This window comes from Tenacibaculum sp. MEBiC06402, from assembly GCF_049239625.1.
Classification (GTDB): Bacteria; Bacteroidota; Bacteroidia; order Flavobacteriales; family Flavobacteriaceae; genus Polaribacter.
Genome location: NZ_JBMKKT010000094.1, coordinates 245,161 through 263,978, shown reverse-complemented (window position 1 = coordinate 263,978; position 18,818 = coordinate 245,161). Strand labels below are relative to the sequence as shown.

At 29.8% G+C, this 18,818-nt stretch carries 12 protein-coding genes; 10 read left to right on the top strand and 2 right to left on the bottom strand.

Annotation, left to right across the window (positions count from 1 at the left end; genetic code table 11):
• Positions 1-42: 42 nt before the first annotated feature.
• A complete protein-coding gene (locus ACOSP6_RS08110) occupies positions 43-783 on the top strand; it encodes an NYN domain-containing protein (RefSeq protein ID WP_422093513.1) in 741 nt (246 codons plus the stop codon).
• Between the two features lie 3 nt (positions 784-786).
• On the opposite strand, the gene ACOSP6_RS08105 is transcribed toward ACOSP6_RS08110, so the two are convergent.
• On the bottom strand, positions 787-3,339 hold the full coding sequence (locus ACOSP6_RS08105; RefSeq protein ID WP_422093514.1) for a ligand-binding sensor domain-containing protein: 2,553 nt from the start codon (positions 3,337-3,339) through the stop codon (positions 787-789).
• A 337-nt stretch (positions 3,340-3,676) separates the two neighbouring features.
• On the opposite strand from ACOSP6_RS08105, the gene ACOSP6_RS08100 reads away from it, so the two are divergent.
• From ACOSP6_RS08100 to ACOSP6_RS08085, 4 genes are all read left to right on the top strand, one after another.
• A complete protein-coding gene (locus tag ACOSP6_RS08100; RefSeq protein ID WP_422093515.1) occupies positions 3,677-5,146 on the top strand; it encodes a T9SS type A sorting domain-containing protein in 1,470 nt (489 codons plus the stop codon).
• Between the two features lie 26 nt (positions 5,147-5,172).
• Positions 5,173-5,559 carry a hypothetical protein gene (locus ACOSP6_RS08095; protein WP_422093516.1) on the top strand — a complete coding sequence of 129 codons (387 nt, stop codon included), beginning with the start codon at positions 5,173-5,175 and terminating at the stop codon, positions 5,557-5,559.
• A 10-nt stretch (positions 5,560-5,569) separates the two neighbouring features.
• Positions 5,570-6,349, top strand: a complete 780-nt coding sequence (locus tag ACOSP6_RS08090) for a hypothetical protein (RefSeq protein ID WP_422093517.1) — start codon at positions 5,570-5,572, stop codon at positions 6,347-6,349.
• Positions 6,350-6,750: 401 nt separating this feature from the next.
• A complete protein-coding gene (locus tag ACOSP6_RS08085) occupies positions 6,751-7,452 on the top strand; it encodes a hypothetical protein (protein WP_422093518.1) in 702 nt (233 codons plus the stop codon).
• Between the two features lie 75 nt (positions 7,453-7,527).
• On the opposite strand, the gene ACOSP6_RS08080 is transcribed toward ACOSP6_RS08085, so the two are convergent.
• On the bottom strand, positions 7,528-8,442 hold the full coding sequence (locus tag ACOSP6_RS08080; RefSeq protein ID WP_422093519.1) for a hypothetical protein: 915 nt from the start codon (positions 8,440-8,442) through the stop codon (positions 7,528-7,530).
• A gap of 390 nt (positions 8,443-8,832) precedes the next feature.
• Between ACOSP6_RS08080 and rpsU the strand changes: the two genes are divergently transcribed.
• The 5 genes from rpsU to ACOSP6_RS08055 all read left to right on the top strand — a co-directional run bounded on the left by rpsU (position 8,833) and on the right by ACOSP6_RS08055 (position 18,558).
• Entirely contained in the window at positions 8,833-9,024 is a 192-nt protein-coding gene (gene rpsU / locus ACOSP6_RS08075; RefSeq protein ID WP_422093520.1) for a 30S ribosomal protein S21, read from the top strand.
• Between the two features lie 374 nt (positions 9,025-9,398).
• The gene (locus tag ACOSP6_RS08070; RefSeq protein ID WP_422093521.1) at positions 9,399-10,262 is read left to right on the top strand and encodes a sigma-70 family RNA polymerase sigma factor; all 864 of its coding nucleotides are present in this window, start codon (positions 9,399-9,401) and stop codon (positions 10,260-10,262) included.
• A 454-nt stretch (positions 10,263-10,716) separates the two neighbouring features.
• Positions 10,717-10,908: a cold-shock protein gene (locus ACOSP6_RS08065; protein ID WP_422093522.1), complete on the top strand. Its 192-nt coding sequence runs from the start codon at positions 10,717-10,719 to the stop codon at positions 10,906-10,908.
• 345 nt (positions 10,909-11,253) lie between these two features.
• Positions 11,254-14,466, top strand: coding sequence for an RHS repeat domain-containing protein (locus ACOSP6_RS08060; RefSeq protein ID WP_422093523.1), 3,213 nt, complete (start codon positions 11,254-11,256; stop codon positions 14,464-14,466).
• A 6-nt stretch (positions 14,467-14,472) separates the two neighbouring features.
• Positions 14,473-18,558 carry a DUF6443 domain-containing protein gene (locus tag ACOSP6_RS08055; protein ID WP_422093524.1) on the top strand — a complete coding sequence of 1,362 codons (4,086 nt, stop codon included), beginning with the start codon at positions 14,473-14,475 and terminating at the stop codon, positions 18,556-18,558.
• Positions 18,559-18,818: the final 260 nt, after the last annotated feature.

The following is an 18,818-nucleotide window of genomic DNA, read 5'->3' as shown; positions in this document are numbered from 1 at the left end:
TAGTGTTAACTTTATGGGAAATCTAAAAACTACTGGTTTATAATGAAAAATAATATAGCTGTTTTAATTGACGGAGATAATATACCTTCTGCTTATGTAGAAGAAATGATGGAAGAAATAGCAAAATATGGAAACCCTACTATAAAAAGGATTTATGGAGATTGGACACGTCCTGGTTTGTCTAAATGGAAAAATTTACTTCTTGAAAACGCAATTATTCCAATTCAACAATACGGATATACACGCGGTAAAAATGCTACGGACTCTGCTATGATTATTGATGCTATGGATATTTTGTATAGTGGGAAGGTTGATGGTTTTTGCCTGGTTTCTAGTGATAGCGATTTTACGAGATTAGCAACTCGTTTAAGAGAAGCAGGAATGAATGTAATTGGAATTGGAGAAAAGAAAACACCAAATCCTTTTATAGTTGCTTGCGATCGATTTATTTATATTGAAATTTTAAAGAAACAAACTGAAGAAAAAATAGAAACCAAAGAACCTTCGGTTGATAAAATTACCAAGAAGGAATTGGATTTAATCTCATCAACAATAAATGATTTATCTGATGATGATGGTTGGGCTTTTCTTGGAGATGTTGGAAGTTTAATACAACAAAAACGTCCAAATTTTGATTCCAGAAATTATGGTTTTCAAAAATTAACTCCTCTAATTAAATCCACGGGAAAATTTGATATCGAACAAAGAGAAAATCAAAAAAATAACAACAAATTGATTTATGTTCGCATAAAAAAGAAAGCAACTTCCAGAAAGAAGAAGTAAAATTTAGAATTTTATTTTTTCAAGCTGATGTAAGTAAGTTTCGCCAACAGGTACTTGAGCCTCGTTTATAATGACCCAATTTTTTCCTTTACTAGAAACCTGATCAATTCTAATGATATAGGATCGATGAACTCTTAAAAATTCTAATTTATCGGGTGTTGTGTCAATAAAGTCACCTATTTTACAACGAATTGTGTAGGTTTTTTTAGTAGTAATAATGTCCAAATAGTTTCCTTGTGAATTAACATATAAAATTTGATTTGTTGGTATTTTAGAGTCTACTCCATTAGCTCTAAAATGGTAATATTGATCATTAGGTTTTAACTTTTTGATAGCCAAACGCATTAATTCTCGAGCAATATCTTTATTGTATGTAAGAACTCTAATTCTGAAAAATAAATAGATAAATCCCGCGAATACAATGACAGCCAAACTGTAAAACCACCAACTTTGCCAAAATGGTGGTTGAATTTCAAAAGAATAGGAAAGTTCCTTATCTGAAATTTTTCCATTGGTTATTACTTTTGATTGAAAAGTGTATGATCCAGGAGAAAGAGAGGGAAAACTAATCGTTCTGTTTTTCGTTGAATACCAAGAACTATCTATTTCCTTTAAACGGTATAAATAATTTATTTGCTCACTATTTTTTAGTGAGATCGCCTGAAGCGTAAACTCGATATTATTTTGGTTGTGTTTTAAATTTACTCTTTCTTTAAAGTTATTTCTTTTTTGTTTATTCACCTTAATCTCTTTTAGAGAAAGTGATAATATTTTGGTTGTATTCTTTTCGTTCATATACTGCTTTTCAAAAAAACAAAGTCCTTTTTTCGTGGCTACCCAAACAGTATCATTTAATACTTCAATGTCATCTATATCATTACTTAATAAACCGTCTGAAGTTGTAATAGTCGTTATACGAAAATTAGTTTTTTCTTTATTGAATAAAATTCTATTTAATCCAGTATTGCTGCAAGCCCAAAGCGTTGAATCGTTTTCAATATGAACTTCGTTAATGATATTGTTAGTAAGTCCTTTTTCTCTATTGATGCTATAAATAGTATCATTTTCACGATAAACAATAACCCCAGCATCTTGCGTTGCCATGAAGATGGTATTGGTTAATTCACCCTTATCGATGTCATCAATTCTTACTTTTATAGAGTCAAGAAATGGCTTAGGTTTAAGAACACTATTTTCTTTGACTAATAAGCCTGAAGAGGTTCCTATTAAAAATTTGTTATTATAATAACAAACATCATGAATGTCGTTTGTCAGTTTGTAATGAAGAATGCTATCCTTTCCTACAAAACTGAAATTGTTATTACTAGATTTTAATAGTGGATGCCCGATTTTTTCTGGGAGTTTGTTTGAGTAAGAACTTGCTACAGTTTCGTTAGTTGTATAGTTAAAAAGTATTGCATCGCTATATCCATATAGTTGTCCGTCTTTTTTGTCAAATTGAACCAATGAAATATTGTTGTTTTTTCCTTTGTAAAATATTTCTAAATCATTATTACTAATTTTTCCAATATTCCCATTACTTAAACCAACAAATAATTGATTTTTGTCATCTTTTGTTAATGAAGTAACATGAGAGTCGATAAGTATTTTAATCTTGGGGTTTTTAATATGATAAATACCGTTGTCCAAAGTACTAAACCAATAACCACCTTCTTTATCAATTAATAAATCTGACACCGATTTGTTAGGTAAAAATGTTTGATAGATTTTACCAGAAGCATCTCTAATTTCGGCTCCATTGTTATAGAATCCAACAAAAAAAAGAGAATCATTTATACGTTTAATACCAGTTGGATTCAGGTGTTCTTTGTAATATTTTATAGTTTTATCTTCAGAGAGAACGCCCAACTTTTGATCTATGAAAGCGATTTTGTCATTTTTTAATTTAACAATATCTAGTCTGGAGCTTAGGCTATTTTCTGTGTTAACAAAAATTACTTCATTGGTAGATGAATAATTCGCGTAAACAGCAAAAGCAGTTTTTTGTTGGGGAATTATCCCCAACTTTATATCGTATCCCTCTTGATCATTTCCTTCTATTTTATCATAAAGTTTAGTAAGTGTCCCATTTGAAGTAATTTTGATTAAACCATGAACTCCATATCCACCAGTATAGAGTGTTCCGCTTTCGTCAAAATGGATACTCTTTAAAACTTGATTACTAGCTAATTGTTCTCTAAGCAAATGGTTATAGTTGTAATTATGAAAACCATCAAAATTTGAATTGAAATAAAACAAACTTTTGCTATGGTACTCATAGCAATAAACTCTTCCATTCTTTTGAGGATAAAAATCTAGTACGGTGTTTCCTGGAAGTCCATCTTTCGTTGTGAAGTTTTCAAATTCATAACCATTATAACGCGACAGTCCTTTGTCGGTAGCAAACCAGATATAACCAAGTTTGTCTTGATACATATCGTACACCTCGGAGCTAGGTAACCCTTCATCAATACTAAAGTTTTTGTAAATAAATTCTTGCGTATTTCCTGTCTGAAGAAAAATAATAAAGATTAAAAATGCGAATTGTAACTTCAAGAAAATATGGTTTTTAACAAATGTAATATTAATTATTACATGGAATAAAACTTGTTTTATTGTTCGTCACTAATATAGATGTGTTCGTCACTTTTTCTTTATTTACAAGGGTTTTAGATGTTTTGTTTTAGTTTGCTCTACTTAATTTATAAAAAACGAATGTTTGTCACTTTTAATTATAGGGTTCGTCACAAAGCTTTTTTTAGAGGGTGATTTTTGTTTGTTACAAAATATTTTAGTCACAACTAAAAAATTATCTGCAGTTAAAAAAATTGTTTTAACGATATGATAAGAGAATTAAAAAAACTATTTAAAAAACAAGTAAAAAATGAAAATTATGAAAAAAGCTTTACTCTTTTTTGCAATCTCAATCTTGACAATGAATGTAATAATGGCACAAGATTGTGGGATTTCACCGATAAATTTTACCGATTATGTGATTTCTGGAAATTTTTCTCAGGACAATTCTGGAGATGATGTTATAAATGATGTTGTAATGCTTGGGAATAGTCATACAACTGGTGCTTTTAGGTTAAATACTTTATCGAGTGATTTGAATGGAAATAAATCATTAAAAGTAGGTGATAATATGATTAATTATGATTTAGCAAATGTTAATGGAAGAATGGTTCGCGGAGATTTTGATAATGACGGACATATAGATGATTTCATTTTAATCAATAAAACAGGTGTGTCTAGTATGCGCTTTGATTTATTTAAAAGTAATGGAGCATCTACGCCAATTTTTTCTCAGAGCAGTGTATATTCTTTAAATGGTTATGATCCTGATAAAATAACTGGTAGAGTAGTATCGGGTGATTTTGATAATGACGGTTATTGGGATGATATTGCCGCTTTGTATGATTATGGAAACGGTGAAACTCGAATTCATACATTCCGTTCAAATGGAAATACCTTTGTGTATTCAAGCAGTGTAGGCTGGTGGAATAGTATTGGTTACACTGCATCAAAAGTTACAGACCGAGTTATTTCTGGTGATTTTGATAAAGATGGTCATGTGGATGATATTGCGGCATTTTATGATTATGGTAACGGACAGTTCAGAATTCATGTGTGGTTATCAACAGGAACTAATTTCTGGTACCAAGGTTCTAACGGTTGGTTTCAGAGTAGTCCTTATGCAATTAACAATGTAGATAGAATATCGAAACGCGTAATTTCATTAAACATTGATCGTAAAGGAGAAAATTATGATGATATAGTTGCATTTTATAAAAGACCTATAAATAATGGAGTAACAAGAATGCAAATTTGGAAATCTGACGGAAATTCATTTTTTAAAGTAGCTGTCATAAATCATTCATCGAACTGGGAGCTAAGTCTGAATCCAGATCTAATAACAGGTAGAATCGTCGATTACGACTCTAGGACTTCAGGTTTAACACAAGGCAAACCCTCAGATATTATTGCATTTCATAAAATGTTAGGACTTCAGTATTTGTTTTTTAAATCTAAAAAAACAATCAATAAATATGAATCGAAGATTGAACATTCTCGTCCATTTTACTGCGAATCTAAAAGTAATGGAGATGATGTAGTTATTGAAGAACTAATAAGTACTTATCCAAATCCTACTATATCAACAACAACGTTAGAAATTGATGAATCTTTAATTGATAGCACGAATGAAGTTCAAGTTCATGATGTGTATGGAAGATTAGTTTTTTCAACAAATAGAATTGCTTCAAAAATAAGTATCGATTTATCAAAAGAACTTCCTGGTGTTTATTTAGTTAAACTCATAGAAAGAGAAACTACGCACACTTTAAAGATTATTAAAGAATAAAAAGTTTAATTATTAATAAATCTCATATGGAAAATACAATTAATGTAAAAAATGAATATAATACCTTAGACACACTAAACCAACAATTAAAAAATGCTTCAAGTTTAGAAGTTTCAAAAGAGTATGATGTTTGGGAACATAGATTAGATTCTAACGGTCAAATGGCTCAATGTATTGTGCTAAAAAAGAGTGCTATGCATGGAATGAAAATTCATTTTCAAGAAGATAACAAAGTGAAAATGACTTATATTATTCCAAATAAAATGATGCATGCCTATTTTGGTAAAAGTGAAAAAAGATATCAAAACATTGTTGAGATAATTACGGGAAAAATTAAAGAGTTAGTTTTAGCTCCGAATCAGAAAAAGGCATTTTTAGAATTAGAACAAGTAGTTAAAAAAGCGGTTAGCTAATACGAAATAATTGAAGTATTATAGTCTGACATTTTGGTTTCCATTATTCATCCTTTTCTCTTTTAAAATTGAAAGGGATGAAGCTTTTGTTATATGTCGTTTTGAAAATCAATATGATAAGAAGCAACAAGAAAAGAATAATAGTATCATAGATATTTCAGGAGAATATGAACTGATAAAAGGTTACACACTATTTCTAGGTGGTACAAAAGAGGAAATACTAACTTCTAATTTAATTGTAGAGAAATTATCTGATAATGATTTTGGTTATTATGCAGCGCATAAAATTAAAGGTAGAAGACCTAGCGATCAAGAAGGGATTTTAAGGAATTATAAAGGGAAGTTTCATCAATTGTCTTTTTGCGAATATGATGAGTCAACAGGTTTTTCAAGAAATAATTTCGAAAAAGGTTTTACGTTATATAATCAAGTAATTATAAAGAAAAAAGAAGATAAACTTGTTATAATACAATATGGAGGGAACTTTAGAACGTATTTGTTGTATAAGAAATTAAAGCTTGAAACAGACTTTAGTAGCTACTTAACGGATGCTTTAGATCGTGCAAAAATAGATTATCATGAAAAGTTGACTCAATATCATAGAGCTAAAAATTACGATGAGAGAAAATTGTCAATAGAGTATATTAGATTTAATGAAAGTTGGGCATCAAAACATGTTCATAAAGAAGGTTCGAAGAAATTTGAGAAAACACACTATTATCAAAGCTCGGATCAAGATGGAAAGTTCGAGAAAGAAGATGAATTTTTTTTTCAATTGTTAGAGCGATAGAATGAATAAAATAAAGTACGTTCTAAATTATGTAGTATGGATAATACTATCATTATTGAGTGGTTTAGTTTATATGAAGCTACTTTTAGGTTCAAAATTTGAATCTTCAAATATTTTCTCAGTAATAGCTAATATTTATTACGATATTGCATTGTTGCAAATAGGTACATTAATCGGGTGTATTATAGCTGTCATTTTCGTAACGATAGATTATTTTCACATTAAAAAGAGAATTAAAGTACGAAAGAGACTTTTGTTTTTTCGATTTGTATTGCTTTTTTGTGTAATAATTGTGGTTGGGTTTATTCATTATTTCCTAGAAAAAATCATCGATGTTATTTAATAAAAACAAGATTTTAGTCTTAATATTTTTCTGTACTTTTTTATCCTATTCTCAAAATATGAATTCAGGTAATTCATCTGAATTTTCAAAAGAAGAACTTATAAAAATTGCATTAGATAAAGTAAATGTTGAAAGTTCAAATACAGAATTTATTTCAGCCCAAGTTTTTCCTGGTAATAAAAATGAAACTCTTATTGTAATTCCTGAAGTTGTTAATAAAGAGGAAGATATGTACGAGTTAAATAGTCATATATTCATTATAAATAACAAAACAGGTGTAATTTCTCATAAATTCTTTGAACCTTCTAAAGAAAGTGGTTGGGTTTCTGATGCAATTTATATTGCCGATATTAAAATAGATACAACTACTTACAAGCTTTCTTCAACACACAAAGCTTTTGGAATAATAATTCAATATGTAGGAAGTTCACAACCAAATCCATATAGTAGAAAAGATATTTCGTTATTTACAAAACACAATGCTGCTCTTAAAAAAGTATTAGATTCTTACACTTTACAGGAAGAATCAGGAGTTGTTAATGTAAGTAGTAACGCCTGTTATTCCAATATTAATAAAACAGTCAATAAATTAATTGTTACTGATTCAGTGACAAATGGTTTTTATGATTTATCCGTTAAAAATGTAATTTCAAAATTGGAAAGTTTTAGAGATAAGAATGATGACTGTGAAGTAAAGGAAGAAGTAATTTCTATTAAAAGTCAAGTGTTAAAATTCAACGGGAATATTTACAAAAGATAAACCCAGTGAAAATGCATCTCACCGGATTTATATTTTAATTACTTTGATTTTTTTTTAAAAAAAATATTTATTGAGTTATTGCAGCGTAATCGTTGTTTTATCTCCTTTCAAAAATTTATTGCTAATGAAAGTTACTACTTCAAAACTGTGACGAGTAAGCCAACCTGAACTAAAATTTAGTTGATCAATTTCGGTTGCCTTTTTATAACTGCCATTTGGTTTTTGCTCCGTGTTTTCATTTTTAACAATGAAGTAAACTGATTCATTTTTTGAGGAAAAATGACCTTCTGCGTCAATATCCGAGTTGTTTTTTGTAGTAATTGTTTTTAATGATTCTGTCTCAAGCTTTTTCATTGGAACTATTTTTTCAGAAGAGTCGTCCATATCAATGACGAATTCTTTTCCATAAGATTCAAAAATAAATGCTATCTCAGATTTCATGATTTCTTCGATTTTTTCTTTAGAGCTATAGGCAACTTTGAGCTTTTCGATCGGTCCACCAATATATGAGTACATCGTACCACCTAGTGGCGCCATCTTAGAATCTTTCTCTTTGATATCGTATAAGAAGTAATTTTCAATTTTTTTTGCAGATTTTTTATACTGTTTTTTCACCTCTTTCCAATTTAAAAGTTCTAAGGAGTAATCCGTTTTGTTAAAACTGTAGGTATAATTGATGTGTTCTAATTCGGGTAAAACATTTTTGGTGTTTTTGTAAATGTATGTAGCTAGTTTATAAGCTAGATTAAAATACTTTATATCAAGTATAAAAGTTTCAGGAGTTTCCTCTTTAACATTCACAATGGTTTTAAAACTCGTAGGTTCATCATAAAAAGTGCTGTCGTTTTTCCTAACGGTTTTTTGAAGTTCATGTAAATACACTTTTTGATCTCCTACAGACCAATTAGCAGTGAAAGTTTTTTTAGATTCTTGTGCTTTTACAAAAAAGCTAAAAGCAAAAATAAATAGTAGCGTATTGGTTTTAAGCATTGTTTTGATTTTTGCCAAAAGTATAAAAATGACTTTCGTGTTTTTAGCTCAAAATGCACTTAAAAGTTCTTTTTTTTGATGATGTACTTATTCTTTTAAGAATCAACAATAGAAATTTAAAATCAAAGTAATCCTTTTATATTCCTCAGTAAAAGCATATCTTTGGGGCATATAATAAAATCTGAGATTAAATTTCAAACGGATTATTTAGTTAAGTTTCATTTCTTCAAGGCGATCCTTACAAACTTTTTCCTCTTGCGTTTTAATTTTTTTGCAAATTATATACAGTTCAATGTTTCCATTGTGTTGAGCAATGTATAACAATTGAATTATAACTTATTAATTCTGAAAATAGTCGGAATTAAGTTTAATCATGATAAATTATACCATATGTTAATAATAAAAGTAAAGGACGGAGAGAATATCGATAGAGCTTTAAAGCGATACAAAAGAAAGCACAGAGATACAAAATTGATGAGAGAATTAAGAGAGAGAAGAGAGTATACTAAAGAATCTGTTAGAAGAAGAGCAGAGGTTAAGAAAGCTCAATACAAAGAAAGAATTTCTACTCAGAACGATTAGTTAAAAGCAAAATTTGGTTTTGTAAACCAAACAAAATATTTAAAACTTCTCCAAAGACGTTTGGAGATTCTTTTTCATAGCAATTTCCCACTCAATCTTTGAGTGGGTTTTTTGTATTCAATATCATCGGAAAAATAAATAAGAATTATTTGTCTCTTTTGTGCGATAAACTCATATCTTTGAGATATATAATAAATCTTAGATTAAACTTCAAATGAATTAATAAGTTTAGCTTAAATTTCTTCAAAGCTCATTTGAAAGTCTTCTACTAGTAGCGCTTTAATTTTTTTCTAATTATATAATTATAACATTAAGTACAATTGATTTTATAATACTTAATGGTTTACCCAGTATCTAATTTTCAAAAAAATAAAATGAGGCAACTAAAAATTATAAAGCAAGTTACGAACAGGGAGTCAAAAGCTTTGGATAAGTATTTGCAAGATATCGGAAAAGTAGATTTAATTTCAGCAGAAGAAGAGGTGGAGTTGGCTAGACAAATTAGAGCAGGAAATCAAAAGGCTTTGGATACTTTGGTTAGCGCAAATTTACGTTTTGTTGTATCCGTAGCTAAACAATATCAGAGTCAAGGATTAAAGTTGATAGATTTAATAAGCGAGGGAAACATTGGTTTGGTAAAAGCGGCTCAACGATTTGATGAAACTAGAGGTTTTAAATTTATATCCTATGCAGTATGGTGGATTCGACAAGCCATATTACAAGCTTTGGCTGAGCAGTCTCGTATTGTAAGATTACCCTTGAATAGAATAGGAGATATTAATAAAATAAAAAAATCAATTATAAAGTTAGAGCAGGACAATGAAAGGTATCCTTCTATATATGAGATAGCAAAAACATTGGATATGTCAATAACTAAGGTGAAAGAATCGGTAATAAATTCTGGAAGATATTTATCAATGGATGCTCCATTGTTAGAGGGAGAAAATTCAAATTTTTATAGTGTTTATCATTCTGGTGAATTAACAGAAACGGATAAAGAAATGAACACTCAATCTTTGGAAATTGAGATTAACAGAGTACTAAAAACATTATCACGAAGAGAATCTGATATTATTAGGTTGTTTTACGGTCTAGGGAAAGAGTATTCTATGACATTAGAAGAAATAGGTGAAGTATTCGATTTAACTCGAGAAAGAGTTCGTCAAATAAAAGAGAAAGCACTATTGAGATTAAAGCATCAGTCAAAATCGAAGACATTAGTAGATTTTTTAGGGTAAGAATTTAATAATTCATAAAGTCTGAAAATAATTGAAGTAAAAGACCAGGAGAATAATGATAGAGTCTTAAAGCGAGATGAAATACAATTTAGAAATATTAAATTTATGAGAGAGTTAAGAAATAGAAGATAATTTACAAAAGAATCTGTGAGAGGAAGAGCAGAAATAAAGAAAGCATAATATGTATGGAGCTTTTTTTAAGTAATGATAGTTAATTAAATTATTAAAATAGTTAGAATTAAAAATAAACAGTTACCTTTGACCCGTTCAAGTAGAACAATATTTTCAATTTTAAGGTAGTATCAAGTAACAAGTATCCGAGATTTCTCTTTCCTTTTTATATTTCATCATTACTTTATTTTTTTAAGTGTTTAGAATATTAATAACTTATTTATTATAAGTTATTTATAGTTCTTCTTAAACAATTTTTTTATAAATAATAATAACAGTAACGATGCAAGAAGGTACAGTAAAATTTTTTAACGACTCAAAAGGTTTTGGGTTTATTACATCATCAGAAACAGGACAAGATATTTTTGTTCATAATTCTGGTTTAATTGACAATATCAACGAAGGAGATAAAGTAAGATACGAATCTGAAAGAGGTCAAAAAGGTATGAATGCTATTAATGTTGAAGTAATTTAGACCGATAACAATATTTAAAACTTCTCCAAAGACGTTTGGAGATTCTTTTTCATAGCAATTTCCCACTCAATCTTTGAGTGGGTTTTTTATTTTTCTTAAACCAATTAAATTCACTTTGATTTTTTTGAGATTCTCAATCAATATACTCGGATTGATTAATATTTAAGAAAGTTTACTTACCAAAAAAAAATCTAACTAACTCGACAAAAACAATGCTTTCAGACTATTAAGGAGGAGGAGAGGTGGAAGATTTTGTTTTCTTTTTTTATACTTTATTTTAAAAAGTGTATATTTAATTCGAGGAAAAATTGTTTAATTATAAATTGCTAAAATTCAATAAATCTTATGAGAAAATTAGTGTTGAGCATTAGTTTAATGCTTAGTGTTTCTTTGTCTTTTGGTCAGGATAATATATCTAATTTACCAGATATTATTCCACCAGCACCAGAGGCAATGAAAATGATAGAGTATGGTAGTGTACCAATTAGTTATGCTACAGGAGTTCCTAACATTAGCGTTCCGTTATATAGTTTTAATGCGGGAGGTATTAACTTACCAATAAGTTTATCGTACCACGCAGGAGGTGTTAAGGTGAATGATTCTGATGGTTTAACAGGTTTAAAATGGTCTTTAACTAATGGAAGTGGTAGTATTGACCGTATTGTAAACGGAAGACCAGACGAAGACACTGCTAATAATATTTCTGGTTGGTTTAATTCAAGTCAGAATTTGAACTTTGATAATTTACAGCTAACCGACACACAAAAGAGCTGGATGAAAAATGGTTGTGTAGATGCACGACCGGATGAGTTTAATTTTTCATTGCCATCAGGACAATCTGCTAAGTTTGTTTTTAATGAGAACAAACAACCTGTTTTAATTCCAAATACTGAGAATTTTAAGATTGATTTCTATAATGACTATACGCTTCAATCAGGCTTTAAAATTACAGATACAAGTGGTACTCAATATATTTTTAACACTATCGAGACTAATACTAGTACTGTTGGAGGTGGTGGATTTGGTGTTAATCCATGTTTAACTGCGGGTTATATATCATCATGGAAACTGGATAGTATTATTTTACCTTATAATAATGGGGTAATAAATTATGAATATCATACTGGATATACCTATCAAGAATCATATGTAGGATCACAATGGATTCATCTAGCAGAAGGATATCATTTAGACGGAGTTCCAGCTAACTTACAAAGTTCAAGTATCAGTAATGCTTATGTAAAAAGAGACTTAAAAAAGATTACATTTAATAGTTCTTCAGTTGAATTTTTCTATGCTAATAAAGATACTAGCAACAGTAATTTAGGAAAGAAACTAACTAAAATTAAAGTTAGTAATCCGAGTGAAAAGATAGAAGAATTTGTTTTCAATTACAGTTTAACTGGTAAAAAACGCTTGTTTTTAGATAATATCACAAAAGTAAGTAAGCTAAATGTATTGGAGATTTGGTATCAGTTTGAGTATGAAAATAAAGAAGAGTTTCCAGCTAAAGGAAATTTCTCACAAGATCATTTTGGATACTATAATGGTTATGCAAATAGTCAATTAATACCATCTGGTAAATATGTTATACCTATAAATAGTTGTTCAATATCACCTACAAGATCTTGCCTGAGAGTAGCTGATTATGCTGGAGCTAATAGAGATATTAACGTCAATAAACTTAATACAGGAAATATCAAGAAAATTATTTACCCGACAAAAGGATATACAGAATTTGCTTTCGAACCAAATGAAGCTCATTATAACTCTTATGAGAAGAAGTGGATAGATGTTGATTTTACTGTTTTAGAAAATGCATCTCCATTAGGTAATCAAACACATTACACTAATACCTTTACCTTAAACAATGAACCTTTTGTTATTGAGGATATAATCTTAAACAACTTTGATGGAGCCTTACCTTCAAGATGGAATAAACCTTTAGTGGAATTAGTAGATACTAGCGGAATAGTTTATTATACGAAAACTTTAGACAGATTAGGAGATAATTTAGATGAAACAGTTTCATTTTTAGACAATCTTCAATTACCAAATAAAACGTTTCGTTTTAGAGTAAGTCTCTATAATTACAGTAATACTACATGGGGCATTGTAATTAGAAGCAGTAAAGAACAAAATACCTATGTTAAACATAAGTATTTTGGAGGAGTAAGAATAGCGTCAACTAAAAGTTATAGTGAAAGCGGATTTTTACCTATCACAAAAGAATATAGTTATCAGAAATTTGATGATAGTAATACTTCAAGCGGTGATGTTCTAGGAAGCTATCATGAGTTTAATTACCAAGATAATGTCCTGTATTACTATCCTAAAAACAATAACTATTTTCCATATAACTTTAATAAACTTAATTCTGCCGTTCAAAATACATTAGCACTTAGTAAAAACTCACATGTTTTATATACTAATGTTAAAGAAACATTTAAAAATGGTAGTAATTCGTATCACACCAAAAGATACTTTAGGAATTATGGTGTTAATTTAATTGGAGGCTCATTTCAAGGTTATGCGCATAGTGGTGGTGCCTCGGTTGTAGTTCCTAATTCACTTGAAGATTACAGTAATGGAATGTTATGGAAAGAAGAAGGTTATGATAAATCAAATAACAGAGTTTCTGAAACAGTTTACGATTATAGTTTCTTAAATAGTGATAAATCGGTTTCAGGTTACGCAACAAATTGTAGTAATGTAATTGTAGGAGGAAATGGCTCAACTTATTGCTCGGTTCAGGAATACCAGATGTTTTCTCGTTGGTTTGTTGATAATAAAACCACTAATACTATAATTAATACCAATGGAAATATTATTTCAACAACTGAGAAGTTTTATGATAATGTTTCTCATAAATTACCAACAAGGCAATTTGTAACAAATAGTAAAGGAGAAACGATTATTACAACCACAAAATATGCACATGAACTTAACAACAGTAGGTTAATTAGTGAAAATAGAATTGCAGAACCTTTGCAAGTTGAAGTATCAAAGAAAGTAGGTTCAACAACTACTAAATTGAGTACTCAAAATACGACCTATAAAGATTACGGAAACGGTATTTATAAACCTCACATTGTTAAAGCAAGTAAAGGGACAGCCGCTCTTGAAGATAGAGTTATTTATCATACTTATACTGGTAAAGGAAACCCGAAGGAAATAAGCAAGAAGAATGATGCTAAAATTTATTATGTATGGGGTTATGAAGGTTCAATGCCTATTGCAGAAATAAAAGGATATACTAGTATTAATTCTACCCAATTAGCAGCAATTAACGATGCTATTTCAGCATCTAATTCAGATGTATCTTCCAGTACAGAAGATCAATTAAGAACTAAACTAACAGCTTTAAGAAACGCTTTTGCTAGCACAACGGCTCAAGTTACTACATATACTTATGATAGATTATTAGGTTTAACTAGTGTTACAGATGCTAGAGGATATACGATGTTTTATGTTTATGATGATTTTAATCGTTTAAAACAAGTAAAGGATAAAGACGGAAATATTTTAGAAGAAAATCAATATCGTTATAAAAATTAATAGACTATGAAAAGGATAAAATTTTATATAACAATAGTTATTGCATTGCTATTTACAATAATTAGTAATGCTCAATTTGGTTCTCCTGATGGAGGAGATCAAACAGGTTCTATCACTATTGTTGGAGAACATAATGTGAATGTAAATGATACAGAAAATTATTCAATTTCCGCATCTGGAGTTACTATCTACACGGGGGCTTGGTCTGTAAATGGAGGTAGTATTTTAAGTCAATCAGACACAAATATTACCATAAAATGGACTACAGTAGGTATTCAATTAATTACTTATACAGCAACAAGTTCAAGTAGTGGTACTATGGAAACAATGAAGCCTATTAATGTAAATGGTGCCTCTGGTCCCTCTATACCTTCTGACCCTATAGTTCAAACTCAAAACTGTACAAGTGCTACCTTAAGTAAAGGAAATCCTCCATCAGGAGATACATGGTACTGGCAAGGAACAAATAGTTCAGGTACAAGCACATCTAATTCTAATGCGACATATTCAGTAACAAGCTCGGGAAGATACTATTTACGAGCTAGAAATTCAGATGGACAATGGAGTACTGGTTCTTCTTCTATACAAGTTACTTTAGGAACAATCGGAGGAAGTACTTGGTATGCAGATACTGATGGTGATGGTTTAGGAGACCCAAACACTACTAAAGTTCAATGTACACAACCCTCTGGTTATGTAAGTAATAATAGTGACCAGTGTCCTACAACCAATGGAGGTGGAACATCGAATGGGTGTCCAGCTGGAGCAGGATTAAGTAATGAAAATTATGTTTATAAAATAGTTCCTCAGAAAGCGGTTACTACTATTACTCAGCTTACTCAAAATAAAGATGCTATAAAAAGTGTAGTTTATTATGATGGATTAGGAAGAACTAAGCAAAGTATAGCCATTAAGCAAAGTAGTAATGAAAAAGATATTGTTACTCATGTAGGATATGATGAGTTGGGTAGAGCTGTTAAAGGTCATTTACCTTATGCTTCAACAGCTAATGATGGTTACTTTAAAACAGGAGCAGCCACAGCTAGTGATAATTATTATAAAAATAAATATACAAGTGACATAAATTCATCTGTACCAAACCCATACTCAGAAAAAGCTTTTGACAATTCGCCCTTAAATAGAATTATTAAACAAGCTGCACCTGGATATGATTGGAGAATGGGAGGTGGACATGAAATCAAGTTTGAATACCAAACAAATCATGGTACAGAGGTTAGAGAGTATTATGTAACAACAACAGTTTCGAGTAATACGTACGTACCAACGTTACAGTTAAATACTGCGTCTTCTAATAATTACGGTTATTATGAAGCTGGTGAACTAACAAAAACCATTACTAAAGACGAAAATCATAGTGGAACAACTAAGAATCATACAACAGAAGAGTTTAAAAACAAGCAAGGTCAAGTTGTTTTAAAACGTACTTATAATAATAATGTAGCTCATGATACTTATTATGTGTATGATGATTTTGGGAATTTAACTTATGTTCTTTCTCCAAAAGCTGAACCTCATTCTGCTAAACCAGATTCTGTTGAGTTAAATGAGTTATGTTACCAGTACAGATATGATTATCGTAACCGATTAGTGCAAAAGAAAATAGCAGGTAAAGATTGGGAATATATAGTTTACGATATTCTAGATCGTCCTATTTTAACACAAGATGGTTTACAAAGGCCTTCGAAGAAATGGAACTTTACCAAATATGATATTTTAGGAAGGGTAGTTTATACAGGGATTTATACGCATGGAAGTTTGCTTACACAAACTCAGATGCAAACTCATGTAAATGCTACAAACAATACAGATGCTGAATTATATGAAACAAAGCTAACCTCAAGTGGAGGCTTAGGAATTTATTATAGTTATAGTGACTTCCCTAGTACTAGTTTAGAAGTTTTAACGGTTAATTATTATGATAATTACAATTTTAACAGAGCAGGAACTGGAACCTCTGTAAGTAACGTATATGGTGTTAATTCCATTACAAATGTAAAAGGCTTAGCTACAGGTTCTCGTGTACGAATATTAGAAACGAACAACTGGACTACCACAGTAAGTTATTTTGATGAAAAAGCACGACCTATTTATGTGTATACTAAAAATGACTATTTGTCGAGTACAACAATATTAAAAAGTAAATTAGATTTTTCTGGTAAAGTTTTGGAAACGACAACAACCCACACCAAAACAGATGATAATTTACCTACAATTACCATAGTTGATAAGTTTGAATACGATCATGCAAATAGGCTTAAAAAACAAACTCAAAAAATAGGAAGTCAAGCAGAAGAAGTATTGGTATACAATACTTATGATGATTTAGGTCAATTGATTAGTAAAGGTGTTGGAGGAAAGACCAATCAAAGCAGATTACAAACTGTTGATTATACCTATAATATTAGAGGCTGGTTAGAGCAGATTAACAATACGGCAAGTTTAGGAAATGATTTATTTGCTTTCAAAATTAATTACAATAACACATTACATAGCGCTACTAAATTATATAACGGAAATATCTCAGAAACAGAATGGCGTACAAAAAATGATAATCAATTAAGATGGTATAAGTACGATTATGATGATTTAAATAGGATTGTTAAAGCTACAGATAATGCAAATAAGTACAGTTTGCCCACTGTGAAATATGATAAGAATGGAAATATAACCCGATTACAACGTAGAGGTCATAGAAATTCAAGTGCAACAAGTTTTGGATTGATGGACGATTTGGTGTACACCTATGCAAGTAGAAGTAACAAATTAACAAGAGTACAAGAAACATCTTCAGGAAGTAGTACTTTTGGATTTAAAAATGGTTCTAATGCAACTACTGAGTATTTTTACGATGTAAACGGAAATATGCTTAAAGATTATAATAAAGGTATTAATTATGATATATTATATAACCATTTAAACTTACCTAAAAGAGTAGTAATTGGAGGAAAGTATATCAACTATAAATACGATGCATCAGGAAATAAAGTAAGAAAAATTGTAGATGATGTTGTTACTGATTATGCTGAAGGCTTTGTGTATGAAAAAAGTGGAACAGGAACAAAAACATTACAATTTTTTAACCAAGCAGAAGGTTATGTTCAGGTTGATAATAATGGAAATTTTGATTATGTTTACCAATACAAAGATCATTTAGGAAATATCCGTTTAAGTTATACTGATAATAATAACGATGGTATAATTTCATCAAGCACTGAGATAGTTGAAGAAAAAAATTATTATCCATATGGTCTGACCCATCAAGGATACAATAATAATACTTTGAGTATAGGAAATAGTAATGCACAGAAAAAAGGTTTTGCTAATGAGGAATTTGAGGAAGAATCCGGTAAAAATTCGATAGCTTATCAATGGAGGGATTATGATCCCGCATTAGGGAGGTTTTACAAATCAGATAGGTTTTCTGAAAAATATTATCAAGATAGTCCCTATCATTTTACCAAGAATAATCCTGTTTTTTTTAAAGAAATTAAGGGGGATTCAATTTGGGTTTATAATGAAAATATAGGTCTAGCAAGATCATCAGGAATTGGCAAACATGCATTTATTAGAGTAAAAACAGAGAAAATTGATGTAATAATTGAGTTAACTGGCCCATCAAAAGGAAGAAAAACTGGAACTCCAAGTATTAAGAAATTTAACCCTAAATATTTTAAAAATGGAAGAGGTTATGTAAGTGGTGCTCTTTTGATTGAGCCTAAACTTGATAATACTAACAATAGAATGGAGAAGGGAATTCTAGGTTTTTTTAAATATTTTAGTGAACAAGATGATGATGGAAATTATAAAAATTTACCTACATATGGGCCACTAGGTCCAAATTCAAATGGTTTTGTTGTAGCTTTGATATATTCAGCAACAGGAGTTCAAGTAGGACTAGGTAAAGATGGTTTTGGTCAGAAAAAAACAAAGTTTTATGAAAAACAATTATTGAAATTTTTTACAGAGTTGCAGAAGAAAGGACCTGAAGCTGCAAACAAAATTTTAAAGACAATAGAGGAGTGGGCTAAGCAAGCTTTAAAAAAACAGGAGAAAGAAAATAATAAAGAATAATTTTAGAATGAAAAATTTAAAAAGTATTTTATTAAAATTTAATAATAAGAAGAAGTGGCTATTTATTTTATCTTTTATAATTGTTAACATATTTGTTCTATATAATATTAAAGAACTAAATAGTTTAAATTCGAATATTAATTTAATGTTTCTTTTTTTATTAATTGAAATGTTTGATATACTCAATTACTATGTAGCCGGTTTTATCTATACGTTATTTTTAGGGTTCCTTATTTATAGGAATTTATTAAAGAATAAGT